At 70.3% G+C, this 24,853-nt stretch carries 36 protein-coding genes; 32 read left to right on the forward strand and 4 right to left on the reverse strand.

Going from position 1 to position 24,853, the window contains the following annotated elements:
• Positions 1 to 34 precede the first annotated feature (34 nt).
• From ACWDBE_RS05625 to ACWDBE_RS05685, 13 genes are all read left to right on the forward strand, one after another.
• Positions 35 to 202, forward strand: a complete 168-nt coding sequence (locus ACWDBE_RS05625; RefSeq protein ID WP_449807313.1) for a hypothetical protein — start codon at positions 35 to 37, stop codon at positions 200 to 202.
• Complete coding sequence (locus ACWDBE_RS05630) at positions 202 to 927, forward strand: hypothetical protein (RefSeq protein ID WP_449807314.1); 726 nt, start codon at positions 202 to 204, stop codon at positions 925 to 927. The genes ACWDBE_RS05625 and ACWDBE_RS05630 overlap by 1 nt, the downstream gene beginning before the upstream one ends.
• A 15-nt stretch (positions 928 to 942) precedes the next feature.
• Positions 943 to 1,350: a hypothetical protein gene (locus tag ACWDBE_RS05635; protein ID WP_449807315.1), complete on the forward strand. Its 408-nt coding sequence runs from the start codon at positions 943 to 945 to the stop codon at positions 1,348 to 1,350.
• Positions 1,350 to 2,156 carry a hypothetical protein gene (locus ACWDBE_RS05640; RefSeq protein WP_449807316.1) on the forward strand — a complete coding sequence of 269 codons (807 nt, stop codon included), beginning with the start codon at positions 1,350 to 1,352 and terminating at the stop codon, positions 2,154 to 2,156. Before ACWDBE_RS05635 ends, ACWDBE_RS05640 begins: the two co-directional genes overlap by 1 nt.
• A 142-nt stretch (positions 2,157 to 2,298) precedes the next feature.
• Positions 2,299 to 2,583 (forward strand): hypothetical protein, encoded by a 285-nt coding sequence (locus ACWDBE_RS05645; protein ID WP_449807317.1) that lies wholly within the window; start codon positions 2,299 to 2,301, stop codon positions 2,581 to 2,583.
• A 112-nt stretch (positions 2,584 to 2,695) separates the two neighbouring features.
• Positions 2,696 to 2,866 carry a hypothetical protein gene (locus ACWDBE_RS05650; RefSeq protein ID WP_449807318.1) on the forward strand — a complete coding sequence of 57 codons (171 nt, stop codon included), beginning with the start codon at positions 2,696 to 2,698 and terminating at the stop codon, positions 2,864 to 2,866.
• Positions 2,867 to 2,903: 37 nt separating this feature from the next.
• Positions 2,904 to 3,071, forward strand: coding sequence for a hypothetical protein (locus ACWDBE_RS05655; RefSeq protein WP_449807319.1), 168 nt, complete (start codon positions 2,904 to 2,906; stop codon positions 3,069 to 3,071).
• A gap of 46 nt (positions 3,072 to 3,117) precedes the next feature.
• Positions 3,118 to 3,282, forward strand: coding sequence for a hypothetical protein (locus ACWDBE_RS05660; protein WP_449807320.1), 165 nt, complete (start codon positions 3,118 to 3,120; stop codon positions 3,280 to 3,282).
• Between the two features lie 535 nt (positions 3,283 to 3,817).
• Complete coding sequence (locus ACWDBE_RS05665; protein ID WP_449807321.1) at positions 3,818 to 4,102, forward strand: hypothetical protein; 285 nt, start codon at positions 3,818 to 3,820, stop codon at positions 4,100 to 4,102.
• Positions 4,103 to 4,111: 9 nt separating this feature from the next.
• Positions 4,112 to 4,630: a helix-turn-helix domain-containing protein gene (locus tag ACWDBE_RS05670; protein WP_449807322.1), complete on the forward strand. Its 519-nt coding sequence runs from the start codon at positions 4,112 to 4,114 to the stop codon at positions 4,628 to 4,630.
• Positions 4,630 to 5,880, forward strand: coding sequence for a PBSX family phage terminase large subunit (locus tag ACWDBE_RS05675; RefSeq protein WP_449807323.1), 1,251 nt, complete (start codon positions 4,630 to 4,632; stop codon positions 5,878 to 5,880). Before ACWDBE_RS05670 ends, ACWDBE_RS05675 begins: the two co-directional genes overlap by 1 nt.
• Positions 5,881 to 5,899: 19 nt before the next feature.
• Positions 5,900 to 7,420: a phage portal protein gene (locus tag ACWDBE_RS05680; protein ID WP_449807324.1), complete on the forward strand. Its 1,521-nt coding sequence runs from the start codon at positions 5,900 to 5,902 to the stop codon at positions 7,418 to 7,420.
• A 9-nt stretch (positions 7,421 to 7,429) separates the two neighbouring features.
• Positions 7,430 to 8,545, forward strand: a complete 1,116-nt coding sequence (locus ACWDBE_RS05685) for a phage minor capsid protein (RefSeq protein ID WP_449807325.1) — start codon at positions 7,430 to 7,432, stop codon at positions 8,543 to 8,545.
• Positions 8,546 to 8,550: 5 nt separating this feature from the next.
• On the opposite strand, the gene ACWDBE_RS05690 is transcribed toward ACWDBE_RS05685, so the two are convergent.
• On the reverse strand, positions 8,551 to 8,835 hold the full coding sequence (locus ACWDBE_RS05690; protein WP_449807326.1) for a hypothetical protein: 285 nt from the start codon (positions 8,833 to 8,835) through the stop codon (positions 8,551 to 8,553).
• Positions 8,836 to 8,973: 138 nt separating this feature from the next.
• Here ACWDBE_RS05690 and ACWDBE_RS05695 point away from each other — a divergent pair, with 138 nt between their 5' ends.
• The 16 genes from ACWDBE_RS05695 (at position 8,974) to ACWDBE_RS05770 (ending at position 20,864) form a co-directional block, all read left to right on the forward strand.
• Entirely contained in the window at positions 8,974 to 9,741 is a 768-nt protein-coding gene (locus ACWDBE_RS05695) for a hypothetical protein (RefSeq protein WP_449807327.1), read from the forward strand.
• 18 nt (positions 9,742 to 9,759) lie between these two features.
• Positions 9,760 to 10,710 (forward strand): P22 phage major capsid protein family protein, encoded by a 951-nt coding sequence (locus ACWDBE_RS05700; RefSeq protein WP_449807328.1) that lies wholly within the window; start codon positions 9,760 to 9,762, stop codon positions 10,708 to 10,710.
• A 17-nt stretch (positions 10,711 to 10,727) separates the two neighbouring features.
• Entirely contained in the window at positions 10,728 to 11,111 is a 384-nt protein-coding gene (locus tag ACWDBE_RS05705; RefSeq protein WP_449807329.1) for a hypothetical protein, read from the forward strand.
• Positions 11,098 to 11,442, forward strand: coding sequence for a hypothetical protein (locus tag ACWDBE_RS05710; protein ID WP_449807330.1), 345 nt, complete (start codon positions 11,098 to 11,100; stop codon positions 11,440 to 11,442). The genes ACWDBE_RS05705 and ACWDBE_RS05710 overlap by 14 nt, the downstream gene beginning before the upstream one ends.
• A gap of 16 nt (positions 11,443 to 11,458) precedes the next feature.
• Positions 11,459 to 11,887 (forward strand): hypothetical protein, encoded by a 429-nt coding sequence (locus ACWDBE_RS05715; protein WP_449807331.1) that lies wholly within the window; start codon positions 11,459 to 11,461, stop codon positions 11,885 to 11,887.
• Positions 11,884 to 12,201: a hypothetical protein gene (locus ACWDBE_RS05720; protein WP_449807332.1), complete on the forward strand. Its 318-nt coding sequence runs from the start codon at positions 11,884 to 11,886 to the stop codon at positions 12,199 to 12,201. The genes ACWDBE_RS05715 and ACWDBE_RS05720 overlap by 4 nt, the downstream gene beginning before the upstream one ends.
• A gap of 12 nt (positions 12,202 to 12,213) precedes the next feature.
• Complete coding sequence (locus tag ACWDBE_RS05725) at positions 12,214 to 12,567, forward strand: hypothetical protein (protein WP_449807333.1); 354 nt, start codon at positions 12,214 to 12,216, stop codon at positions 12,565 to 12,567.
• Positions 12,564 to 13,007, forward strand: a complete 444-nt coding sequence (locus ACWDBE_RS05730) for a minor capsid protein (protein ID WP_449807334.1) — start codon at positions 12,564 to 12,566, stop codon at positions 13,005 to 13,007. Before ACWDBE_RS05725 ends, ACWDBE_RS05730 begins: the two co-directional genes overlap by 4 nt.
• 9 nt (positions 13,008 to 13,016) lie before the next feature.
• Positions 13,017 to 13,481 carry a phage tail tube protein gene (locus tag ACWDBE_RS05735; protein WP_449807335.1) on the forward strand — a complete coding sequence of 155 codons (465 nt, stop codon included), beginning with the start codon at positions 13,017 to 13,019 and terminating at the stop codon, positions 13,479 to 13,481.
• A complete protein-coding gene (locus ACWDBE_RS05740; protein WP_449807336.1) occupies positions 13,481 to 13,978 on the forward strand; it encodes a DUF7426 family protein in 498 nt (165 codons plus the stop codon). The genes ACWDBE_RS05735 and ACWDBE_RS05740 overlap by 1 nt, the downstream gene beginning before the upstream one ends.
• 62 nt (positions 13,979 to 14,040) lie before the next feature.
• Positions 14,041 to 14,169: a hypothetical protein gene (locus ACWDBE_RS05745; RefSeq protein ID WP_449807337.1), complete on the forward strand. Its 129-nt coding sequence runs from the start codon at positions 14,041 to 14,043 to the stop codon at positions 14,167 to 14,169.
• 23 nt (positions 14,170 to 14,192) lie between these two features.
• Entirely contained in the window at positions 14,193 to 16,952 is a 2,760-nt protein-coding gene (locus ACWDBE_RS05750; protein ID WP_449807338.1) for a phage tail tape measure protein, read from the forward strand.
• A gap of 6 nt (positions 16,953 to 16,958) precedes the next feature.
• On the forward strand, positions 16,959 to 17,879 hold the full coding sequence (locus ACWDBE_RS05755; RefSeq protein WP_449807339.1) for a phage distal tail protein: 921 nt from the start codon (positions 16,959 to 16,961) through the stop codon (positions 17,877 to 17,879).
• 17 nt (positions 17,880 to 17,896) lie between these two features.
• Positions 17,897 to 19,030, forward strand: a complete 1,134-nt coding sequence (locus tag ACWDBE_RS05760; RefSeq protein WP_449807340.1) for a hypothetical protein — start codon at positions 17,897 to 17,899, stop codon at positions 19,028 to 19,030.
• Entirely contained in the window at positions 19,027 to 20,130 is a 1,104-nt protein-coding gene (locus ACWDBE_RS05765) for a hypothetical protein (protein WP_449807341.1), read from the forward strand. Before ACWDBE_RS05760 ends, ACWDBE_RS05765 begins: the two co-directional genes overlap by 4 nt.
• The gene (locus ACWDBE_RS05770) at positions 20,130 to 20,864 is read left to right on the forward strand and encodes a hypothetical protein (RefSeq protein ID WP_449807342.1); all 735 of its coding nucleotides are present in this window, start codon (positions 20,130 to 20,132) and stop codon (positions 20,862 to 20,864) included. The genes ACWDBE_RS05765 and ACWDBE_RS05770 overlap by 1 nt, the downstream gene beginning before the upstream one ends.
• Here the strand turns inward: ACWDBE_RS05770 and ACWDBE_RS05775 are convergent, their stop codons facing one another.
• Positions 20,865 to 21,341: a hypothetical protein gene (locus ACWDBE_RS05775; protein WP_449807343.1), complete on the reverse strand. Its 477-nt coding sequence runs from the start codon at positions 21,339 to 21,341 to the stop codon at positions 20,865 to 20,867.
• Between the two features lie 91 nt (positions 21,342 to 21,432).
• Here ACWDBE_RS05775 and ACWDBE_RS05780 point away from each other — a divergent pair, with 91 nt between their 5' ends.
• Genes ACWDBE_RS05780 through ACWDBE_RS05790 form a run of 3 tightly spaced genes read left to right on the forward strand, consistent with a single transcriptional unit; the run spans position 21,433 to position 22,900 of the window.
• Positions 21,433 to 22,407: a hypothetical protein gene (locus tag ACWDBE_RS05780; protein WP_449807344.1), complete on the forward strand. Its 975-nt coding sequence runs from the start codon at positions 21,433 to 21,435 to the stop codon at positions 22,405 to 22,407.
• Positions 22,408 to 22,409: 2 nt separating this feature from the next.
• Positions 22,410 to 22,634 (forward strand): holin, encoded by a 225-nt coding sequence (locus ACWDBE_RS05785; RefSeq protein ID WP_449807345.1) that lies wholly within the window; start codon positions 22,410 to 22,412, stop codon positions 22,632 to 22,634.
• A complete protein-coding gene (locus ACWDBE_RS05790; protein ID WP_449807346.1) occupies positions 22,631 to 22,900 on the forward strand; it encodes a hypothetical protein in 270 nt (89 codons plus the stop codon). Before ACWDBE_RS05785 ends, ACWDBE_RS05790 begins: the two co-directional genes overlap by 4 nt.
• Positions 22,901 to 23,708: 808 nt before the next feature.
• On the opposite strand, the gene ACWDBE_RS05795 is transcribed toward ACWDBE_RS05790, so the two are convergent.
• Positions 23,709 to 24,242 (reverse strand): hypothetical protein, encoded by a 534-nt coding sequence (locus tag ACWDBE_RS05795; RefSeq protein WP_449807347.1) that lies wholly within the window; start codon positions 24,240 to 24,242, stop codon positions 23,709 to 23,711.
• Positions 24,243 to 24,262: 20 nt separating this feature from the next.
• Positions 24,263 to 24,781: a hypothetical protein gene (locus ACWDBE_RS05800; RefSeq protein ID WP_449807348.1), complete on the reverse strand. Its 519-nt coding sequence runs from the start codon at positions 24,779 to 24,781 to the stop codon at positions 24,263 to 24,265.
• Positions 24,782 to 24,853 lie beyond the last annotated feature (72 nt).

The raw sequence follows: 24,853 nt of genomic DNA on the forward strand, positions 1-24,853 counted from the left end.
CCCTCACACCAACCCTCCTGACCCGGAGACAGCCATGGGCCTCAGGTCCCTCCTCACCAGCGGCAACAAGACCGCAGACCCGACTCCGGCCGGCCGCACCGCCCGAGACCGGGCCCGCCGCGACCGCGAGATCCGCAAGATCGACGCCGGCACCGCCGCCTGGCTCCGCCGCGGCGGCCGCGGCCCCCGGGACGGCCGCTGATGAACATCCCCCCGCCCCCCGACCAGCCGCCCACCGCCGGCATGCCCCAGCCCGAGCCCCATGGCACGTGGTGGAGCAAGAACGGCCCGTGGAGCCAGCCCAAGCCCACCAACCTCCGCAAGACCGAGCCCGTCGGCGAGCATCCGGCCGTCGAAGACGACCACGACGAACCGACAACCGAGACAGCAGGGGAGCCCAACGCCCAGCGCATCTGGGTGTCCGAGTTCGCGGACGCCCTCGCCGATCGGTTGGGCACCCGAATCGGCACGATCCTCACCGAGACCCCAGAGGAACGCGCCGAACGCGAGCACACCGAACACGAGGCCAAGTACGAGGCCAAGGGCGAGACCGACGAACAGCGCGAGGCACGTCACCGGCGCGAGGCCATCGCCCGCCGCCAACGCGCCTCCGTCCTGTGGCGCCAGGACGACGCCGAACGCCGCAAGCGGTTTCGCCGCTGGTGCATCCTTACCGCCGCGTCTGCCGCCGGCGGCTACCTCCTGCACCTGCCCCAGCTCCTCACCGCCGTACCACTGCCCGTGGGCGTCGGCGCCCTCATCCTCGGCTGGGCATTCGACCGCAAGATGCGCGGCGGCGGACACGTCCGCGTCACCCAGGTCCGCGGCCCCGCCGTTCTCTACCTCTGCCTGGTCCGCGTACCCCTCGCGTCTGCGCTCATCGCCGTACTCGGACTCACCCCCCTCTTCGCTCTCACCCACCACTGACCAGGAGCCCCTCCCATGCTCGGCACCTTCGGCACCGGCGGCATCCTCATCGTCGTCATCCTCCTCCTCATCGCCCACGTACGCGGCGGCGGCAAGTTCCAGCCCGTCAAGTCCCACCACGTCTTCTACTGGGGCGCAGTCATCGGACTCACCGCAGCCAGTGCCGGAACCGCAATCCAGAAGGTCGGCCTGGTCGGCACCGAATTCTCCAACGCGCTCACCAAGCAGTCCGAGACGTTCGGCAACGTCGGCCCCGCAGCCGTTGCCGCAGCCATCGTGATCATCGCCTTCTGCTTCAAGCCCAACTTCCCCAAGGACCTGCTGTGCGGGATCGCGGCCCCCGGCATCCTCAGCGCCGCAGCCAACTTCTGGGCCGTCCCCGTGGGCATCTTCACCTCCCTCATGCACACCGTGGCCAGCTGATGCTCGAACAAGCCATCACCACCGCCATGGTGCCCGTGCGAGCCATGCTCGACGGCAGCCCCATCCTGGCGCGCCGACTGCTGGCCCCCGTGGGTAAGCGCCGGGCCACCGCCGCTGAAGAACGCGCCCGCATCCAAACGGCGCTCGCCGAAGGCCGAGCCGAGCAGCTGGCCAAGCTGACCGGGAAGGCCCGGGCCGCCGCCCTCCAAACTCACGCCGAAGAGGACCGAGCCGCCCGCAAGGAACGCCGCGGGCGCAGGTTCGAAGTCGCCGCGATCGGGGTCGTAGTCGCAGCCGTCGGAGGTCCCGTTGTGTGGACCGTTGTCGGACCTTGGGTTCCCACTGCCGTCTCGTCCGGCATCGCCCTGTGGTGGATCGCCGCCATGGCCCATGCCCCCAAGCAGACCGCCACTACTAAGGACGCCCCGGCGGAGACCGCAAGCACAGCCCCCGAACAGGACCCGGACGACGGCGAGTGGATTCAGGAGGACCCGGAGCCTGCGGTCCTCTGGGCCCTTGTTCGACACGTGGCGGCGCAGTCCGATCAGGGCACCGCCGCACACCTCCCTGACCTCCTCGCCGAGGGACAGCGGAGGGGCGAGTTCGACGGCTGGACGAAGACCGACCTGAAGGCTCTCCTGACGGTCCTCGGGGTGCCCGTCATCGAGAAGAAGAAGCTGACCTTCGCGGGCCAGCAACGGACCCGCCAGGCGGTCCTCCTGGCCGACCTCCCCGAGGTCGACCCGGCGCCCGTCCCGGCCATCGTCCAGAGCACCCTGCTGGCCGCCGCCAAGGGCGCTGCGTGAGCCCGCTCCCCGACCGGTCCCGCGCCCCACCCCCGGGGCGGCAAGTAGCCGGTAGGAACCGCAGGTCAGGGCACTTCCTACCGCGCGCCTACCGGCTCCCTACCGACCGCCCTACCGCCACTCCTACCGCCCGGAGACCACCATGCAGGACACCACTCAGCCCATCCTCGCCCGCTACCTCACCGTCGCTGGCAGCGGCACCCACAACGCCTCGCTGACCGTCGACATCATCAACGAGTCCCTCACCCGAGGCGCACTCCGCATCATCTGCTGGGGCTGCACCTGGACGGACCACCACTACACCAACAGCCTCTACTCCGACTCCCAGGACGAGGCCACCCAGCGCATCACCACCACACTGCCGGCCGCCCGCAAGTCCGCCCAGGAGCACGCCGAAACCTGCCGCGCCATGCCGGCCGACGCCTGACCCACTCCCCGCTTCCGCCGCCCCGTCCGAGAGGCGGTAGGCGGTAGGAACCACAGGTCAGCCCGCGCCTACCGCCCTACCAGTCGACCAACCCACCAGAACGGATAAGCACATGACCACCTACCAGTGGCCCAACAAGACCATCCCCGAATTCACGCTGGAGGAGCTGGTCGCGGCCCTCAAGGCTGCCGAGCAGGGCGACCAGAAGATGAACCCCGCCGTGGTCGAGAGCTGCCGCCGCGAGTGGGAGCGCCGCCACGGGCTCACCGAAGACGAGGCCTGACCCCCCACCCCCGACCGCCAACCCGAAAGGTGACCACATGACCACCGCCGAGAAGCTCGCCGCCGCCCACGCCCGTCTCACCGAGCTGCAGCAGCGCTTCATGGAGTACGCGAGCGACGCGGACGAGCGCGGCCGGATTTACGCCCAGATCTGCACGACCCGCCGCGAGATCGACCGCCTCGCCAACATCCAGCCGGCCGCCTGACCCCAACTCACCACCGCACCTGACCAACACCCTGAGAGGACCCACCATGGCCACCACCGACTCGCACGCGTACACGACCAAGCAGGGCAGCGAGATCATCAAGCGGCAGGACCACCTGGGCACCGCGGTTTACCGCTGCACCGGCTGCGACGTCTACTGCGCCGCCACCGACGACCAGGCCCGGCAGCACGCCGAGACCTGCGACAAGTAAGCGCCCCGGGGCGGCCGTCACAGCCTGGCAGCAACGCCGACCGCCCCGGGCCCCTCGCAACCCACCAACGAGCACGAGGAGAGCCCATCATGGCCTACGCCAACGGCACCGAACAGCCCGAGCCGATCATCCTCGAGCGCGGCAGCGGACAGAGCACCATCTGGCCCCAGCCCACCCCGCAGCCCCAGCCCGAGAAGTAGCCACCACCAACCCGCCCGTCCCGGCACTACCCGGGGCGGGCGTCCGCACGAGAGAATGCAGACATGAACCGAACCCGCCCGGATTGGCGTTCCTCCTGGATCGGGCATCTCATCGGGGTCCACTCGCCGTCAGCTCTTTTCACCGGCCGGTGCTGGTGCCAGCGGAGGCGGCGAGGCCTGCCTCCTCAGCGGGCCACTGACTGCGACGCACCACCGCTTGCGCTTGATCGCCGCCCGTCGTAACCTGCGTTGCAGCAGGTAGCCCCTGCCCAGAAACGCCTCGAAGGCCCCGACAGCACACGCTGCGGGGCCTTCGTGCTGCCCGGGGAGGTGCCATGGCCGTCCGCTACCCCAACCCGCCGCTCCACCAGATCCGCCCGGACGACATCGCCGACCGAGCCGACACCGCCGCCGCGTTCGGCGTCTCCGAGTCCACGGTGAAGAAGTGGGTGCTGCTCGGCCTCATCGAAGCCCTCCCGCTCCCCGGCGGACCGCACCTCTACCACCTGCCCACCGCCGCCCGCGCCGAGCTAGCCACCTGGCGCAACGGCGCCGACCGGCCCGCACGCGGCGGACGCCCACCCGGCTGGCGCGTCGGACAAGCCGCACAAGCTGCGTAGGAGGCGACCATGTCCGGACGCCAACTCGGCCCCGTCACCGACGAGGTCCGCGCCGAGATCCTCCGCCTCCACGCCGAGGGCCTGTCCCGCAACGAGATCATGCGGCGCGTCGACCGATCCGCCCGCACGGTCACCGAGACCGTCCACAACGCCGGCCTCGCCTTCGCCCGGTCCGAGCAGGTCATTGCCGCCACTAGGGCCCGTCAGGCCGACAATCGCGACCGCCGTACCCGCGCCGTCCAGCGCATCTACGACCGCGTTGAGCGAATCCAGGATCGCCTCGAAGAGGACGAGTACAGCTACCAGCACGTCACCCACACCGGCATGGTCGTCACCATCACCGACGAGTACCCGCCCGCCGCCGATGAGAAGCACCTCGGCTCTGCGGTCACCGGCTACCTGAACTCCGCAGCCCGACTCGAAGCTGTTGACGCCGGCACCGGCGCCGACGAGGCCCTGTCCATGCTCGGCGCCCTCGCGGCCGGCATCGCGCGTTACGCGGAGGAGGACACCGGCGAGGAGGGCTGATGCTCGACCAGCTCCCGCTCTCCCGAAAGCAACTCCGCTCGATCGCGCAGGCCACGGCCCGCATCAACATCTGGTCGGGTGCGATCCGCTCCGGCAAGACCATCGCCAGCCTGCTGGCGTTCCTGATCGCGATCTCAACCGCACCCACCGCGGGCCTGATCGTGATCGTGGGCAGGAGCCTGCAGACGATCGAGCGCAACGTCCTCGACCCGCTGCAGACGATTGAGCTGTTCGGCCCGCTCGCCCGGCAGGTTCACCACACCCGCGGCGCCACCACCGCCACCATCCTCGGCCGCACGATCCACCTGATCGGCGCCGCTGACGCCCGCGCCGAGGGCCGCCTGCGCGGCCTCACCGCCTCACTCGCCTACGTGGACGAAGCAACCCTGTTGCCCGAGGGGTTCTGGAACCAACTCCTCGGCCGACTGTCAGTGCCGGGCGCCCGGCTGTTCGCCACCACGAACCCGGACAGCCCAGCCCACTGGCTGAAGCGGAAGTTCCTCGACCGGCACGCCCAACTGGACCTGCAGTCGTGGCACTTCACGCTGAACGACAACCCGAGCCTCGCGCCGGCCTACGTTGCAGCGCTCAAGGCGGAGTACGTCGGACTCTGGTACCGGCGCATGATCGACGGGGCTTGGGTCGCCGCCGAGGGCGCCGTCTACGACATGTGGGACCCCGAACAGCACGTCGTGGCAGCCGACCGGGTACCCGCAATGCAACGACTGCTGGCGCTCGGCGTTGACTACGGCACCACCAACCCGTCCACCGGGCTGCTGCTCGGCCTCGGAACGGACCGGCACCTGTACCTGGTGGACGAGTGGCGCCACGACCCGCAGCAGGGCCACCAGCGCCTCACCGACGGGCAGCTGTCCGCGTCGCTGCGGCAGTGGATGGCCGACCAGCGCCACGCACCGGAGTGGGTGGTCGTCGACCCGGCGGCGGCCTCGTTCCGCGTGCAACTCCACCAGGACGGCGTGACAGCACAGGAAGCCGACAACGACGTGAGCCGCGGTATCAGCCTGTTGGCCACGCTGCTGGCCCAGGGCCAGCTGCTGGTGTCCGACCGCTGCACGGGGTTCATCAACGAGGCCCCGGGCTACTCGTGGGACCCGAAGGCCACCGAGGACGGCAAGGACCGGCCAATCAAGGTCGCCGACCACAGCCTGGACGGCGGCCGGTACGCCATCACCACCACCGAGGCGCTGTGGCGCCCCCATCTGATCACCCCGCTGGAGATGGCGGCCTGACCTGCGAGGAGGTGTCCTGGTGCCCCTGCCGGACGAGGACAAGGCGTGGCCGCCGAAACGCCTCACACCTGCCCTGAAGGCCATCGATGAGTGGGACACCTGGTGGGCCGGCGACCCGCAGCGGCTCACCACCCTCTACGGCGGTGGCGGCACCTACGGCATGCCCGACCCCAAGGTGTCGCAGTACCGGGGAGGGATGCTGGGCCGGATCTCCCGCTGGTGGTGGGGCACCCCGCCAGCCCCCGGTGAGCTCCGTTCCCACACCCACATCCCGATCGCCGGCGACATCTGCTCCGCGAGCGCCAACCTCCTGTTCAGCGAGCCGCCGAGGATCAGCGTCGTCGACTCCGACACCACCCAGGCCCGGCTGGACAGCGTGTGTGGCGATCGCTTCCACGCGACGCTCCTGCGCGCCGCCGAACTGGCTGCCGCACTGGGCGGGGTGTACCTGCGGCCGGTCGCTGACACTACGCTCGCCGACGAGCCGTGGCTCGACGTCGTCCACCCCGACCGGGCCTGGCCAGAGTTCACCTGGGGCCGGCTCTCCGCCGTCACGTTCTGGCGGATCGTCGAATGCGAGGATGGCCAGGTCTGGCGCCACCTCGAGCGCCATGAGCCCGGCGCCATCCTCCACGGCCTTTACCAGGGCACCGACGACCGCCTCGGCCACCCGGTACCGCTGGAGGAGCAGGAGGAGACCGCACCGCTCGCCGCCAAGGTCGACAGCGAGGGCCGGATCCTCACCGCCTACCCGCGGCTCGGCGTCGCCTACATCCCCAACCAACCCACCCGCAAGTGGCGGAGCCTGCCACTGCTGTCCAACCTCGGCCGCTCCGACCTCGACGGCGTCGAGAACCTCATGGACGACCTCGACCAGGCCCACGCATCCTGGATGCGTGACCTGCGTCTCGGTGCCGGCCGGGTTGTTGTCCCGCAGTCGATGCTGCAGTCCCTCGGCCCGGGCCGAGGCGGCTACTGGAACCCGGCCCAGGAGATGTACACCGGCCTGGACATGCTGACCAAGCCCGGTGAGAGTCCCCTGACTCTGGTGCAGTTCAACATCCGGGTAAAGGAGCACCAGGACACCTGCGACGACCTCGTCAAGAAGATCGTTCGCTCGGCCGGTTACAGCGAGCAGACGTTCGGTTCGGACGGCGAGGTCGCGGTCACCGCAACCGAAGTTAATGCCAAGGGCCAGCGCTCGGAGACGACCCGCGGCAACAAGATCCTCGCGTGGCGGCCAGGCCTCGGCGACGTCATCCAGGCCCTGCTCGCCATGGACGCCGACCTGTACCGCTCCGGCGCAGACTGGCGCCAGCGCCCCCTCGTCGAGTTCCAGGACGGCATCCAGGAGGACGCCCTCACCCTGGCCAACACCGCCGAGGTTCTGGAGCGGGCCAAGGCCGCGAGCACGGCCACCAAGGTCCGCATGCAGCACCCCGACTGGGACGACGCCCGAGTCGCTGCCGAGGTCGCGGCGATCCACGCCGAGACCGGCCAGGCCGTGCCCGACCCGATGCAGACCGGCCTCGTCCCCTAGGAGGCCCGCATGCCGGTGTCCCCGGACATGGCCGAGGACCTCGCCCGTACTGTCGGCTCCCTCTATGAGCAGGCCGAGCTCGCCCTGCTGGAGCGCCTGCGCGCTGACCTGGCGGCCGGCATCGACAGCCCAATGTGGGTGAACCAGAAGCTGGCCGGTCTCGGCGACTTCCAGCAGGGCATCCGCGCACTGCTCGACGGCCTGCACGCCGATACCGACGGCGCCCTGCGGGAGGCCATCTCGCAGGCGTACGAGCGCGGCCAGCAAGCGGCCGTAGCCGAACTTGGCGCCCTGCCGGTCGGGCAGGCAGCAGCAGCGGCCGAAGCCCTGCCCGGTGCGGCCGTCGTGGACCGCCTTGCCGCGGCGGTCATCGGCGATACGGGGCCGGTGTACCAGAGGGTGCTGCGGGTCAGCGTGGACGTCTACCGGCAGACCGTGGCCGAGGCCGCCGCCTCCGCGCTCACCGGCGCCGAGACACGCCGTCAGGCCGCCGCCCGCGCACTCGCCCGCTTCGCGTCCAAGGGCGTGACCGGGTTCGTCGACAAGGCCGGCCGATCCTGGGACATGGCCTCCTACGCCGAGATGGCGACCCGCTCGGCCGTCGGCAAGGCTGCCGTCCAGGCTCACACCGACCGGCTGCAAGCAGCAGGCCTTGACCTGGTCGTCGTCTCCGACAGCCCGGAGGAGTGCCCGCTCTGCCAGCCGTGGGAGCGCAAGATCCTCTCCATCGGCGGGTCGGGCGCCCGGACCATCGAGATGCAGCACGCGACTGCCGACGACCGCACGGTGACCGTGCACATCGCCGGGTCCCTCGCCGACGCCCGCGCCGCAGGCCTGCAGCACCCCAACTGCCGCCACCGGGTCAGCGCGTACCTGCCCGGCGTCACCCAGCGCCCGCCCGTCCAGGAGGACCGGGCGAGCTACGAGCAGACCCAACAGCAGCGCTACCTCGAGCGGCAGATCCGCACCTGGAAGCGGCGGGCTGCGGCGGCGATGGACGAGGACCAGCGCAAGGCAGCGAACGCCAAGGTCCGCGACTACCAGGCGAAGGTGCGGGACCTCCTGGCCGAGACCGACGGTCTGCCCCGCAAGAGCCACCGCGAGCAGACGGGCACCGCCCGCTGACGGACCTACTCTGCGAGGAGCGTGCCGTCCGGAAGCAGATCGGCCTGCCGCAGATGGGCGGCGAGGTCACGGATGCCCTCGAGGTAGCCCTTGTTGAAGTCGGTGGGGTTCTCCGCGAACTCGCCCTCTTCGAGCCGCTGAGCGTACCCGTCGATCCAGTGGGCGATGGCCAGGTGATTGCGGTACAGGTCAGCCCGCTCCCCGGCGAGGGCCTGTTCGGCATCCGCCTGGTTCCAGTGGGCGAGCCGGTCCTTGTCGAAGTCGAGCAGCTGCTCGTCGTTGGTTGCCATGGCGGAACGGTAGCCCACGGTGCTGACAGCCCACAGTCTTCCGGCCGCCGGGTGCGGCCGGGTGAACCACTGGCCCGCCAGGAGCGGGCCACCCCAGGCCGGCCAGGAGTCGGCCCCGACGCGCCCCAGGAGGGCACGATGCGACGCTCAACCCTGCCCCGTACCGGCTGGGCCCACCCCTACGGCCACGCCCCTTTCTCCCCGGTCTTCTATGCCGACGGAGGGGACGGCGGCGACTCCGGATCCGGCGGCGACGCTGGCAACGGTGAGTCCACCGGTGCCGGCAGCACCGACGACGGCGAAGGCGGGACGGACGACACCGGCAGCACGGACGACGCCGATGGCGCCCCGAAGCCGAAGCCCCCGGCCAAGGGTGCCGACCAGGCGGCGGAGATCGCCCGGCTCACCAAGGAGCTCGCCGACACCCGCAAGGAAGTCGGCAAGGAGCGCACGACCGCCAAGGAGACCGCGGCCCAGGAGGCCCGGACCGCCCTGGTGCAGGAACTCGGCAAGGCGCTCGGCCTGATCAAGGACGAGAAGGCACCGCCGCCCGACCCGGCCAAGCTCACCGCCGAGATCGAGCGCGCGCAGGCCGCGCATCGCGAGACCGCCATCGAGCTCGCGGTGTTCAAGGGGGCTGCGGCCCACGGCGCCGACCCGGGCGCGCTCACCGACAGCCGAGCGTTCATGGCCAGGCTCGGCAAGCTCGACCCCACCGACGACAAGTTCGCGACGAAGGTCGGCGAGGCCATCAAGCAGGCCGTCACCGACAACCCCAAGCTCGCCGCGGCCCCGGCCAAGACCGACTCCGGCGCGGCCGACTTCAACGGCTCCACGGGCGACAAGCCCACCAAGACCAGCAGCGTCGAAGCCCAGCGCGAGGCCTACCGCAAGGGCCGGCGCTAGACCTGACAGGAGGCCCTCGTGGCCAACACCTTCCTCACCCCGAGCATGATCGCCACCCGTGCCCTCGCCACCCTGTACGAGAACACGGTCATGGCCCAGCTCGTCCACCGCGACTACGAGGCCGACTTCCAGGGACGCCAGGGCGACACCATCACCGTCCGCAAGCCCGCGGTGTTCACCGCCAACGAGTTCAACAGGTCGACCGGCATCGTCCCGCAGAACATCACCGAGTCCGGCGTCGCGGTCACCCTCAACCACATGCCCGACGTGTCCGCCGTCGTCACCACCGAGCAGCTCGCCCTGAACATCAACGACTTCGGCGTCCAGATCCTCGACCCGATGATGAAGGCGATCGCGGAGAAGATCGACCGCGACCTGCTCGCCCTGCGCTCCGACATCGTGCAGACCATCGGCAACGCCACCGCGAATGCCGCGGGCGAGGACTACCAGGGCTACAACGGCGCCTACCCGTGGTCGGACTCCCGCGTCCTGATCCAGGCCGGCGAGGTGCTCGACACCAAGCTCGTGCCGATGGACGAGCGGCGCGTCGTCGTCGGGCCGCGCACCAAGGCGCGCTGGATGGCCGAGAAGATCTGGCGGTCCGCGGAGAAGCGCGGCTCCACCGTCGGCCTGGAACAGGCCCAGTTCGGCTCTACGGCCTCCGGGTTCGACCCGTACATGACCCAGAACGTTCAGGGCCCGGCCGGGACGCCCACGACCGGCCAGCCGACCACCGAAGTCGACCTCGCCTTCCACAAGTCGGCGTTCGCCCTCGTCACCCGCACCCTGGAGATCCCCCCGGGTGCTCAGGACGCCGCGATCATGAACTTCGAGGGTTTCGCCCTGCGCGTCGTCTACGCCTACGACATCAAGTACAAGCAGACCACCGTCTCGGTCGACACGCTGTACGGCACCAAGACCCTCGACCCGAACCGCGCCGTCCTCATCCAGGGCCCGCTCGCCCCCTGACCCGAACGGAGCCCCTGGTGACGTACGCGTACTGGAACCAGAACACCGGGCAAATCGCCCGGTCCGACGAGCCGAACGTCCGGCTGGAGCTGCTGGACAACTGGCACCCCATCGACCCGGCCGTGACGGACGAGGACGCCCCAAAGCCGGTCTCCGGCGGGGTGTTCCGGCCGGTCGAGCTGCCGCACATCCCGCCGCCGCCCGATGCCGAGCAGGAGCAGGCGGACGGCGGCGACACGGAGGGCATCCCGCCGCCCGCCGAGTCCGCCCCGGTCGCCGACTGGCGCGCGTGGGTGATCGCCAACGTTGTCGACAACGACCCGGCCGTCCACGCGGAGATCGAGAAGACCCCGAAGTCCGACCTGATCCAGAAGTACGGAGGCTCCCGTGCCGAGGACTGACCTGCCGGCCGCGCAGCAGGTGAGCGCGTCCACGCCGATCGCCGCGCTCAACCTCGCCGCGGTCGACGGTACCAACGGCAACCAGTGGACGTACCGGGGAGACCAGCTTCTCGTGGTCCGCAACGGCGCCGGCGCCAGCATCACCGCCACCATCAGGTCCGCGACCACCGTGGACGGCCTGGCCGTCCCGGACCGAACAGTATCCATCGCGGCGGGTGCGACCGCGGTCGTCCTCGAGGCCCAGGTCGCCCGGCAGCCCTCCAACGGCAAGGTCTACATCGACTGGTCGTCCGGCACGTCCGTGACCGCCGGGCTGATCGACCCCGCGTAGACGGAAGGAGGCGACCGTGGCCCGCGTGTACGCCACCGTCAGCGACTACCAGGCCGTCACCGGGCAGGCCCCCGGAGCCGACACCGAACGGCTGCTGGCCGATGCCTCGGAGATGCTCGACGCCACGGTGCTCCGGACCGCCTGGTACCAGGTCGACAGCGTGGGCATGCCGACTGACCCGGTCGTCATCGAGGCGTTCCGCCGGGCCACCTGCCGTCAGGTCGCCTGGTGGGGCTTGGTCGGGGACTCGACCGGTGCGGCCGGCGCCGGCTGGGGCTCCGCGTCTATCGGGTCGGTGTCCCTCGGTCGCGGGGCGGGCTCCAGCGGCTTGCCGGACGGCTCCGACTCGGCCGCGCGCCAGGTCGCCCCACAGGTCTGGGACGCTCTGCGTTCGCCCGACCTGGCCCCGGAGCGACTGCTTCTCGGGTCGGTGCTCGCCCCGTGAGCGCCCTTCCCGGCTGGCTACTGCAGCACACGGTCACCATCGAGCCGTACGAGGGCACCGGTGCCTACGGGCACGTCTACGGGCCGCCTACGGCGGTGCGGTGCTTCCTGGACGAGCAGACCCGGACCGTCCGTACCCCGGCCGGCGACCAGACGACCAGCAGCGGCACCGCCTACGCCCCGCTGGCCACAGTCGCGCCGCCGCTGTCCCGCGCCACCCTGCCCACCGGCCGCACGACGGTCGTCATCCAGGCCCTGCGACGCGACGGCGGCCAGCTGCCGGTGCCGTCCCACCTGGAGATCCAGCTCGAATAGAGGAGGCTGCCGGTGGCTGGTCGCGTTCGTCTCACCCTCAACCTGGAGCAGGTCACCTCGGAGTTCCGGGCCGCTGCCGCGCAGGGACTCCTGGACGGCATGGAACACGTCCTCGCCCAGTCCACTGCCCTGGTGCCACTGGACGAGGGCCCGCTCCAGCACTCCGGCACGGCCTCGGTCGACCCGTCCTCGCTGCGGGGCGCCGTCGCCTACGACACCCCGTACGCGGTGCGCCAGCACGAGGACATGACCATCCGGCACGCTTCCGGCCGGCAGGCCAAGTTCCTCGAGCAGCCCCTCAACTCCGAGTCGGGGACGGTGTGGGAGCTGGTGGCGGCCCGCATCCGGCGGGGGCTGCGCTCGTGACCGGTCCATCGATCACCACGCTCCTGACCGAGGGCCTCGCCGTGATGCTCGCTGATGCTGGCCTCGGCACGTGGCGGCCCAGCGGCGTCTACACCGCGGCGGAGACCGGCATCACGGTGGCGATGATGCCGCCCGAGCCGGACCGGGCAATCTGCCTCACCCCGTACCCGGTGACCGACGGGCCGATGACCGAGGCCGTGGTCGGCGTGCAGGTCCGCATGCGCGCCGGCCGGGACCCGCGGGCGGTCGTCGGCCTAGCCGACGCGGTGTTCGACCTGCTCCACAACCGCGCGCACGCGGTGGTCGGCGGCATCAAGTGCCCGCTGATCTGGCGCAACTCCCAGGCGTGGATCGGCGCCGACTCGCGGGACCGCATGGAGCTGACCGCGAACTACTACCTGAACGTCTCGCGCCCGGCGGGCGCGAACCTCGACCCCTAGGAGGGGACCGTGGCCACGGACACCATCGCACTCGCCCGCCGCTGGCGGCTGGAACTCAACGCCGGCACGACCGCGACGCCGGACTGGCAGCAGGTCTTCGGCATCTCGGAGTTCACTGCGAAGATGCCCCCGAACATCGAGGACTCCAGCACCTACGACTCCGGTGGGTGGAAGGAGAACACCAAGACCGGACAGGAGTGGTCGATCGAGCTCACGATCAACCGCAAGATCGACGACCAGGCGAAGACCTACGTGCCCACCCACGAGCAGCTGAGGCTGGCCGCGTTCGCCTCCGGGTCCGCCTCCTACATCCAGCTCCGGTACATGGACCGCAACGGCCTGCCCGAGGCCTACCAGGGCCGCGCCCTGGTCACCTGGGAGCCGCAGGGCGGCGCCTACACCGACCTCGACACCGTCAAGGTCACGCTGACCGGCGACGGCCCGCTCGTCCCGATCACGAACCCGCTCGCCTGATGGCCCGCCAGTTCGCCGCGCTGGACGCGGCACTCGACGACGCCATCGAACTGCCCGCCGGTCCGAACGGCGAGCTCTACCGCATCGAGGGCCCGTCCGCCGCGGACGGCCTGCGCATCGAGCGCATCATGACTCTCGCCACCCGCTTTGCTGCCGGCGGTGAAGCGCCCGAGGCCGAGGTGCTCGACGACGACGCCGAGCTTGACCTGTATAAGGCGGCACTCGGCGGCTCCTACGACCGGCTCCGCGAGGAGCTGTCGTGGCCCCGCTTTCGGCACGTCGCGATGACGGTCGTGTTCTGGATCACCGCTGACGCCGCCACCGCCGAACGCTACTGGGCCTCGGGGGGCGACCCTTCTCGCCTCGCCCCGAACCGGGAGACCCGTCGCGCTGGCACCCGGTCCTCGGGTACGGCGGCGGCGAGCAAGACCCCGCGACGGGGCTCTACGAGTGGTACGAGCCGCCGCCCGGCCAAGCCCCGGGCCGCGAAGGCCTGACCTGGGCCGCACTGCTGCAGCAGTGGCCGCTCATCGAAGCCGACCTCCACCAGGTCTACGGCGTGGACATCGGCGCCCCCGGTCTGCTTCGTGAGCGCTCCTGGCGCTGGCTGCAGGTCCGCCTCCTCGGCCTGCTGAGCACCAAGTCTCGTATCCAGCGGCACTTCTTCCCGCCTGACCAGGCTGGCTGACCTGATCCGAGGGGAGGCGCCGCATGGCACTGACCGTTGGAGAACTCACCGGCTTCGCGGACCTTGACTCCAGCCGCTTCGATGCTGGGGTACAGCGCATCGGCCGCGGCATGACTGCCCTGGCCGACGAGGTCGAGCAGGAAGCCGCCCAGGCTGGGCAGGACGGTGGCGAGGCGCTCGGCGAGAACCTCGGCAAGGAGGCCGAGCAGGGCGCCGAGAAGGCCAGTAGCCGCATCGGCACCGCCCTCAAGACCGTTGCGGTCACCGCCGCAGCAGTCGGCCTCGCGGCCGGCGCCGCCCTCATCAAGGGTGTCACCGGCGCGATGGAGCAGGAGCAGGTCGCCGGGAAGTTGGGCGCCCAGCTCGGCGCCACGCCGGAAGTGGCCCGCCAGTACGGGCAGATCGCGGGCCGCATGTACGCGGACGCCGTCACCGAGGACGTCCAGGGCGCCGCCGACGCGATCCGCAGCACCATGTCGGCCGGGCTGCTGCCACCTGGCGCGACGAACACCCAGATCCAGCAGATCGCCACCAAGGTCCACGACCTGGCGGACACCTTCGAGCTCGACCTGGGCCAGAGCGCCAATGCGGCTGGTCAGATGATCAAGACCGGGCTCGCCAAGGACGGCGCCGAGGCGCTCGACGTCATGACCCGCGGCATGCAGGTCATGGGCCCGCGCGCCGACGACCTCGCCGACACGTTCAACGAGTACTCCACGATCTTCCGGCAGATGGGCCTGTCGGCAACCCAGGCCACCGGCCTACTCGCCCAAGGCATGGCCGCCGGCGCCCGCGACACCGACGTCGTCGCGGACTCCCTCAAGGAGCTCGTCCTCATCACCCAGGGTGGCGGCGACGCCGTCAACGAGGCCTTCGCCAAGATCGGCCTGTCCGGATCGGCGATGCAAAAGGCGTTCGTTGAAGGCGGGCCGGCCGCTGCCCAGGGTCTCGACACGCTCCTCGACCGGCTCCGCGCGATGAAAGACCCGGTGGAACGGCAGAGCGTCGCGCTGACCCTCTTCGGCACCAAGTCGGAGGACGTTCAGCGCGCCCTCTACGCCCTCGACCCGTCCTCAGCCGTCGCCGCTCTCGGTGACGTCGGCGGGGCAGCCGACCGCATGGGCACCTCCCTGCGCGACAACGCCAGCACGAGGATCGAGCAGTTCAAGCGCGGCATCGAGCAGGGCTTGACCGAGGTCGTCGGGGGCCGCGTTCTGCCCGTCCTGGAGCGCGTGATCGGCCTGGTGGAGTCCCGGTTCGGACCGGCGTTCAGCGCGGCGGCCAGCTGGATCACCGGCACCGCGGTGCCTGCTGCTGTGTCGTTCGGGCGCACGTTGATCGACACGGTTGTGCCGGCTGTCACCCGGATCGGCGGCGAACTCGCCGACCGGTTCGGCCCGGTGGCCGCGAAAGCCGGCCAGGTACTGCGGGACGACCTTTCCCCTGCGGCGGCCAAGCTCGGCCGCTTCCTGCGGGACGACGTCGTCCCGCCTGTGAAAGATGCGGCGCGGTGGCTCGGCGAGCACCTCGTCCCCGCCGCTGCCACGGTCGCAGGCGTACTTGTCGGCACCGTCATCCCAGCCCTCGCCGACACTGCACGGTGGCTGTCCGACAACCGGACCACCATCGCAGTGGTGGCCGGGGTCATCACTGCGGTGCTGCTGCCGGTCCTGATCACGACCGCCGTGGGCTACGCGCAGGCCGGGATCGCTGCGACCGTCAGCGCGGCACAGCAGGTCGCATCGTGGGTTGCCGCGGGCGGTTCAGCCGTCACCAACGCCGCGCTGTCCGTCGTCGCGGCGTATCAGACCGTGGCCGGATGGGTCGCGGCCGGTGCCTCCGCCGTCGCATCCGGCGCCCAGCAGGTGTGGGCGTGGGTCACCTCGGGGGCCGCGGCCATCGCCAGCGGTGCCCAGCAGGCCGCCGCATGGATCACCATCGGCGCGCGGATCGTGTGGGGCATGGCCCTCCAGGCCGCGGCCGTGGTCGAGATCGTCGCCGGGTGGGTTCTGATGGGCGCCCAGTCGATGCTTCAGGCGGCCCGCATGGCCGCGGCCTGGGTACTTGCCATGGGCCCGCTCGGCTGGGTGATCGCCGCCGTCGTCGGCCTCGTGGCGCTGGTCATCGCGAATTGGGACACGGTACGCAACGCCACTGTGGAGGCCTGGAACTGGGTCTCCAACGCGGCTGTCTCCGCCGGGCGCGCAATCGTCAATTTCTTCACCGGCTGGGGCCTGGCCGGCGTGCTCTCCCAGATCTGGAGCACCGTCTACAACGGAGCGGTGGCCGGTTGGAACGCCACGATCAACTGGATCAAGGGCGTCCCGGGATGGATCCGCGATGGGATCGGCAACCTGGGAAATCTGCTGGTCAGCGCGGGTACCGACGTCATCCGCGGCCTATGGCAGGGCATCAGCAGCATGGGCAGCTGGCTCAAGTCGCAGATGATCAGCCTGGTCGTGAACACGATCCCCGGACCGATCAGGGAAGCACTTGGCATCCACTCACCGTCTCGGGTGATGGCCGACGAGGTCGGGCGGTGGATCCCCGCCGGCATCGTCTCGGGCATCCAGGCCGGGGCTGGCGACCTCGACGCCACGATGCGCTCTCTCGTCCAGCCTCCGCCGGTACCGGCCATGGCCGGGTCTGCTGTTGGCGGCACCGGCTACGGCGCCGCACCGGCGAGTGGCGGGTTCCAGATCACCAACTACTACGAGTCCGACAACGGTTCAGCGGCTGCCACCGCCGAAGAGCTGCTGTGGCTGGCCAAGAGCAGGGGGTGAGGCTCCGTGCCATCGGTGACCTGGCTCGGCTCCCAGCCCGGACACGTGCAGTACGGCGACCTCCTCATCGGCCCCGGCACCGGGTGGAGCATGGTCGCCGACCCGCCGATACAGGGCTGGGAGGAGACCGTCCCGGTCGACTCCGGAACGGTGCTTCGCAGCCAGCAGCACGGCGCCAGGCCGGGGCGCCTCCTGGGCCAGGTCCGCACTGTGACGATCAACCTGATCGGCCGGTGTGAACCTGGCCAGGCCTCGACAGCGGCCCGGGCCCTGGCAGCGAAGACGCCACCGGATGCCACCGACGAGGTGCCGCTGGTCGTCCAGCTCGACGACATGCCCCTGCTGGCCTGGGGGCGCGTCGTCCGCCGGTACGTGCCGCCGAGCACCGCGACCCGCAACGGCCTGATCAAGGGCGCCTCCCTTCAGATCGTGTGCACCGACCCACGGCGCTACCAGCTCACCGAGCAGAGCGTCAGCACCGCACTGCCCGCCGGTGAGGCCGGCCTGTCCTGGGGCAGCCCGACAGAGACGGGCCTCGACTGGGGCAACCCCACGGAAACCGGCCTGGCCTGGGGCACTCCGGGCAGCACGGGCGACATCACCGTCGTCAACGCTGGTGACGCGCCGGTACATCCCGTCATCGAGCTCCGCGGCCCGGTGACCACGCCGAGCATCACCGCAGGCTCCCTGCGGTTGGAGTACGACCTCACGCTCGCCGCCGGCGATGTGCTGGTGGTGGACACCTGGGCAGGGACGGTCGACCTGGCCGGCCAGTCCCGCCTTGGCACCGCCACTCTCCGCAGCGTGCCCGAGGGTGCGTTCCTGCTGCCGCCCAGCAGCACCACCACCCTCTCGTTCCGTGCGAGTCCCGGCAGCACCGATCCCGCCGCGTCCGCCACCGTCCGGTGGCGCTCCGCCTACTGGTAGCCGAGGAGGCACCCGATATGACCGTGCGCTCCACCTGGCTTCTCAACCCGGGCCAGACCAGGTCCGACACCCGACTCAGCCCGGTGGGGACATGGACCCCGACCGGACCGACCACGACCCGCTCCGGCGTCGTGCCCGGCGGCAACCCGCTCACACTGACCATCACCGGCATGACCGCCACCATCGACGTCGGCCGAGCCGTGGTTCAGGGCACCACCGGGCAGGGCGCCTACGGCATGGTTGTCACCGCCCCGGAGACGGTCACCATCGCCAACGGGCATGCTTCCCAGACCCGCTACGACACGATCTGGCTGGTCGCCTACGACAAGTTGTACGACACGAGCGGCCAGATGCTGGCCGCGGTCGTCTACCAGCAGGGCACCCCCGGCAACGGCGCTCCGCCGACCGCCCCGGCCACCGGCACCGCCTACCTGCGGCTGTGGGACATCCAGGTCCCGGCCGGCGCCTCCGCCGGCTCCCCGCCGAACTGGGTTGGTGGCGGCCTGCTGACCGACCGTCGCGTCTACACTGCCGCGGCCGGGGGGATCACCCCGGATGGTTCCACCGTGGGCGCGTTCCCGGGCCAGTACCGTGACGGCGGCTTCCTGGAGCGGTACACCGGCGCCGCGTGGGAGTCCCGGCTGTACCTCGGCACGTCCGGCCGGGTCGTCATCGGCGGGGACGCTGCCCTCTATCGGGGCGCCACAGGCCAGCTCCGGACGGACGGTGACCTGATGGTCGGCGGCAGCATTCTCGGCCCCGCCTGGACCCCGTACACGCCTACCTGGTCCGGACTGACCGCCTTCGGCCAGTCCACGTCCGCTGGCCGGTGGTACCGCGTGGGCCGCATGATCACCGTGCAGGCGTCCCTGACCTGGGGCACCGGCAGCACGCTGGGCAACGGGCCCATCAACCACTCCCTCCCCACGCCGTCGGCGAACGCGGGTCAGGCCGCCCCGGCCGCTGGCTACTACGTCGACCCCGGTGCCGGCGCCTACCGGCCGCTGACCAGCATCATCACGAGCGGTGCCAGCAGCGCCGGCGTGCTCGCCCCCACCGGAACCCAGACGCTCGCCAACCCCGGGCTCTCCTACAACTGGGTGAGCGGAGCCGAGATGCACACCCAGCTGGTCTACGAGGCAGCCTCGTGACCTACGACCTGCTCGTCTGCGACCTGCGGTCGGATCGGCTGCTCGACCGGCTGCCAGTGCAGGGTGTCTCGTACGACCTGTACATCGGCAAGACCGGCAGCCTGTCGGCGACGATTCCGATCTCGGACAGTGCGATGGCGCGCCGCGTGCGGGAGAGCCTGCTGCCGGGTCGCACCATGCTCTACCTCACGCGGGGCGCCACGTTTGCGGCGGAGATCGTGTGGGGCGGCATCCTGTGGACTCGCACGCCGAGCAGGGACGCCCGCGGCTTCTGGAAGGTCGACTTCCAAGCGGCCGGGCTGGAGTCGGTCCTGCGCGCGCACCGGATGTTGACCGACACCATCACCTCGACCGGCGTCGACCAACTCGACATTGCTCGCCAGCTGGTTGCCTACGCCCAGTCCGCACCCGGTGGGAACCTGGGCATTGAGATCGACTACGGGCAGACCAGCAACGTTCCGCGCGACCGGGTGTACTCCCGCTACGACCTGCCATGGATCGGCACCCTCATTGACCAACTCGCCGCAGTCCAGAACGGGTTTGAATGGATCATCCAGTGCTACCGGTCGGATGACGGATCCCGGCACCGGGCCCTGCGGCTCGGCTACCCGCGGCTCACCGTCGGCGGCGGCGACTTCATTCTGAAGAGCCCGGGCGCGATCACCACCTACTCACTGCCTGAGGATGCAACACGGCAGGCCAACGCCTGGCAGTCCAGGGGCGCTACGACGAACAACAACCTCGCCGCTGAGAGCGTGCCGCTGATGTCCGCGTTGTTGACCAGCCCGGGCGACATCGCGGCCGGCTGGCCGAGGCTGGACGGTACGTCGGACTACTCGACCGTCATCAGCCAGGACGTCCTGGATCAGCACGCCCAGGCTGACCTTGCCGCAGCCCGGCGTCCCTCCCTGATTCCGTCCGTCGCCTATGCCAGCGCAGACATCGCCCAGCCTCTCCTCGGCTCGTACGCGCTCCTGTCGATCCGTGACGACTGGTACTACGACGGCCTGACCGCCAGATACCGCGTTGTCGGCCTCAAGGTCACGCCGGAAGAACGTGGCCGGGCCGAGTCGACCGAGCTCTACCTGGAGGCCGCCTGATGCCCGACATCCCCCTCGACCTCCTCGACCGGATCCGGCAGTTGGAGGACCAGGTACGCCAGTTGTCCGGCCGCGCCCAGATGAGACCCGCCATGAACCAGATCCTCGCCGGGTCCGTGGTAGTGGGCGAGGGCGGGACGTTCAAGGTCAACAATCAGAACGGCGGCCCGGCCTTCTACGTCGGCGGCATCTCCCCGCTAAACCCCGACGGAACGCCTCAGCGCGGCCTGCTGGCGTACCGGCAGGACGGCACGATCGCCATCATGATCGCCAACCAGACCACAAGTGCGGGCGACCCGCAGGGTCTGCTCATTCGTGATGCGCGAGCCAACACTTTGCTGGCTGAGGACGTCATTAGCGGAGGCCTTGCGGTCCCGCAGTTCGGCTCCGACGCTTGGTTCGGGGTGACCGAGGCTCCCCAGTACTCCACGACCTCGGCCACGTTTGCCACGTGCATGCGCCTTCCGTGGCGCAAGCACCACCCGTGGGTGGAGGCGCATTACCTGGTGAAGGCGGACGCCGGGGTTGCCGGTGAGATTCGCCTGCTGGATGGTGCTGGGGCGGTCGTGTCCACCGTCTCCGTGGCCGCCGGCGCATTCAGCTACGACCGGACCTGGGGCCCGGTGTCCGGCGCTCACTTGGCCACGCAGTACCTGCAGTGGCAGGCCCGGGTCACGTCCGGCAGCGGCTCTATCGCCGTGCGCGGGCTGTCGACGTTCGGCATCAACAGCTAGTCAGAGCGGCATGGCGGGTGTGCGGGTGCCGCCGGGGCCCTGGGTGGAGTAGGGGCCCTTGTCGACTGTGCCGCTGCCGCCGTTGTCCTTGTTGTCGGGGTCGGCGGGGTTCGTCACGGGCGGCTGGGTGTCGGCGGTCGTGGGTTCGGGGGCGGCCTGCTTCGGCTCCTGCACGGTGGTTCCCTTCGTCGTCTTGCTGCTGGGCTTCGCTGGGGCGGCTGGGCTCGGTGTGGTCTGCGCGGGTGCGGTGGCTGTCGGCGTGGGCAGTGTGCTCGGCACGGCCGTCGGCGAGGCCTCGGCCGGCGCGGTCGGGCTGCTGGTGGTGTCCGTGGCGGTTGGCGTCGGGCTGACCTCGGCGGCCACCTGCTGCGGCGCCGGCGCCGGGCTGTCACCCCCGCGCGCGAGTGCGGCTGCGGTCGCGCTTCCGCCCGCGATCACCGCCACGGTGCCGATGATCGCCCATGTCTGCTTGCTCAACATCCCTACCCCCAGGGCCGTTTCGGTGTGTGCTCCGACGGTACCGGCACCACCCGACACATGACCATCACAACTACGAGAAGGGGGCCGCGTGACCCCACAGTGGAAACGTCTGCTCGACCACGTCCAGTCGATACCCGAGGGCATCTACGAGGGCTGGTCCAGCGAGGGCTACGACAACGACACCCAGTGGGGGCGCCGCTTCGGCGAGAACGGTGTTCCCTGGTGCGTGATCTGGGACTGGTGCATGTACGACGACGTGGGCCTCGCCGGGATTGTGCCGCGGGTCAACAACGTCGGCGCGTTCACCGCCTGGGCCCAGGCGCGGGGCCAGTTCAGCCAGTACCCGTCGATCGGCGCGTGGGTGAACTTCGGCGGGGGATCGCACACCGAGCTCGTCGTCGGCTTCGACAGCGTGAACATCTACACCAAGGGCGGCAACTCCGTTCAGGCCGGGAGCACGGACGCCGGCCAGGGCAACGGGGTCTGGTCGCACGCGACGCCGCGGCGGTCGAGCCGGATCGTCGGCTACTTCGCGCCCCGCTTCCCGGACGGCGCCTGCCCGCCGACCGCCGACCCGGCCGACCCGCGCGGTGGCCGCGCCCAGACCTCGTACCGCTGGACCGGGGCTGACCCGGCACCGGCATCGACCGTCCAGGAGGACGACATGACCCCCGAGCAGATGCTCGCGGCCCGCCTCGGGTCGCAGTACACCACCGCCTCCGGCTTCACGCCGACCGTCGCCGACGCCCTGAACGGCGCTGCCTACGCCACCGCCAAGGCCGAGGAGGCGCTGGCTGCAATTGACCGGCTGCCGGAGGCACTTCTGGCGACCCGGATGCCCGGGTACGCCGCGCTGGACGGCGGCTACGTGCCAACGATCGGGGAGGTGCTCAACGGCAGCAAGGCCGCCGACGCCCGGATCACGGCGCTGACCGCCACGGTGAAGACGCTGGCGGAGGCCCTCGCGGCCGGCGGCCAGGTCGACGCGGACGCCCTGGTGGCCAGGATCGAGCAGGCGATCAGCGGCATCACCGTGCACCTCACCACCACGAAGGAGTCCTGAGCATGCGGAAGTTCATCCTCGACCTGGTCGAGCGGACCGTCGCGACGTACGCGGTGGCGTTCCTGGGTCTGCTGCTGGCAGACCAGTTCGATCTGACGTCGCTGTCCGCGCTGAAGGCGGCGGCGGTGGCGGCGCTGCCGGCCGCGCTGACGGTCCTGAAGGGGGCGATCAGCACGTTCGTGGGTGACCCGACGACGGCTGGCCTGCTGCCTCGGAGCCGCGAGTGAGTCCGGAGGCCGAGTCGGTCACTGTCGGGGTGGAGGTAGCCGTCAAGCTGGAACAGATCCGCGGCACGATGGAGACGGGCTTCGCCACCCTGAACGGCCGGCTCGACGTGGCGCTGACCAGGACCACCCAGGTCGAGGCTGATGTCGCCCAGCTCCGGGCCGAGGTGGAAGCTCTCAAGCGGGGCCGGTGGCCGCTGCCGGCGGTGGGTGCCCTGACCGGCATCGCGGGCCTGATTGCTGGTGTCGCCCCGCTCGTCTCCCGCTGAACCACCGCGCCCCGCTCGGCCATGTGCCGGGCGGGGCGCTTCGTCGTTCAGCAAACGGGCAGCTTACGGCTGGTAGCACACTGCTTGGTCTTTCACGGATCCGCCTGCAGGGTGGGCCGTTGCCGCCTCCCTCCGCGGCCAATCGGCCTGAGCGCTTCCAGCCGCGCCTTGAAAATTGCGTCCCGGGACGCCTTGTAGCGGATGCCGCTACTACGCAGGCCCACCTGCTCAGCTGCGGACTTGATGCTGACGCTGGCATCCTGCAAAAGCTCCAGGAATCGCTCATATTGGGGCTCGGAGGCTCGGGGTGCGTATCCTCTTCGAGGAACCACTGGCCGATGAAGAATCCACTTCCGGAGAGCCTCTTCGGCAGCAGAGAAACTGCTGTCACTGCGCCACCTGGCGAGTGTGCTATTGCCAACGGAAGCTGACTTCAAGGCTGCGGCAACCGATCCATCCTGCTCGATCAGTGCCCTCAGATAGTCAGCTTGCCTGGACGCGGGGGATTCCGGCAGCCTGCTTGAAGGCTCCCATCGGGCGAGTGCCTCGGCAACTGAGGGATGGTCTTTGGCCAAGGCCTGTGCCTGTCGGGCGTTGATTCCCAGGTCACGGGCAGCGTCTGTCGGGTCAGCCCCGGCTTCGATCTCAGCAGCGTACTTGGCGATGATGGCAGGGTCGGGCGCGTTGCGGGCCCGGCGTCGTTGCGCGGTGTCCTCGTTGTGAGCGGCCCGGCAACGCGGGCAACGGCCGCCCTTGCGCCACCCAGTCGGGGTCCCGCAGGACTTCATAGTTGCCTTGCACGGCTCGTTCACTCAGCGCTGCCCTGCAGGTCGGTGCGGGCGCCGCGGCCGGGGCGGTTGTTCATGGCGGCGATGACGTCCCCGGCGTGGAAAACGGACTGGCCGGCGCGGCCGGGCTGTCGGCTGGTGGCTTCGACTCCCCACCTGGAGAGGGTCTTGCGGGCGGATCCGGTGCTGCTGGCGCCGATGCGGTCGGTGACGTCCTCGATGGTCCACTCGGCGTCGGGGTCCCAGCGTTCGACGATCGGGCCGACGTCGATGCTGTCGATGATCTCGCTGATGTCGAGGTCGCCGTCCCAGCTGTGGTCCTTCTCGTAAGCCGGGCCGATGAACTCCTCACCGGTGAGCCAGACGCCCTCGGGCAGGGCGGCCTGGACGGCGTCGCGGTAGTCGCTGGACATGCGGTCAAAGGCGCCGCTGTCCTCGACCCTGCTGCACCAGTCGCTGCCTCCGCCGTTGATGTAGTCGAGGATGACGGATTCGGGTTCAAGGCTGTGCTTGGTGTGGTTGAGCCAGGTGCCGTAGCTGGTGGTCGTGGCCATGGTTTGTCCTTTCGGGCTGTTCAGAGAGCGGTGGCCGCAGCACGGATGCCGGCGGCGGCGGCCGTCCATACCGCGTTTCGGTCGGCGACCCGGGAGTCGGCGTGGCCGAAGTGGCCGTGGAGTTTGCCGTCGGCGGAGTCGAACCAGACCTTGGTGAGGGAGCCGAGGATGAGGCGGGCCTGGGAGTTGGAGATGTGCTCGCCGTGCCAGGTGGCGGAGGAGATGTTGCCGGTGCCGTAGTAGGAGACGTCGAGGCCGGTGAACTCGCTCCAGTTGTTCAGGTAGACGCGGTCCATGCCGTTCTTCTGCCAGCGGCGGCCGCCGAGGGCGACGATCATCTCGGCGGTGAGGGTGATCGGCTTGAGGGTTCGGCGCAGGAGGGCGGGGAGCTTGATGCGGTAGGCGAGGGAGGCGGCGTCAATGGACCAGCGCCCGGCCTTCTTGACGGCGACGACGGCACCGGTGCGGCACCAGGTGCGGATGGTGTTGACCGTGACTCCGGCCTGGGTGGCGGCGTTGGTGGTGGTGAGGGTGGTCATCGGGCTCTCCTCTCGACACCCCCAACTCTGCCTCACGGTGAGGCATAGTTCAAGCGGATTCACCCAACCGGC

This window comes from Kitasatospora sp. NPDC001132, from assembly GCF_053598415.1.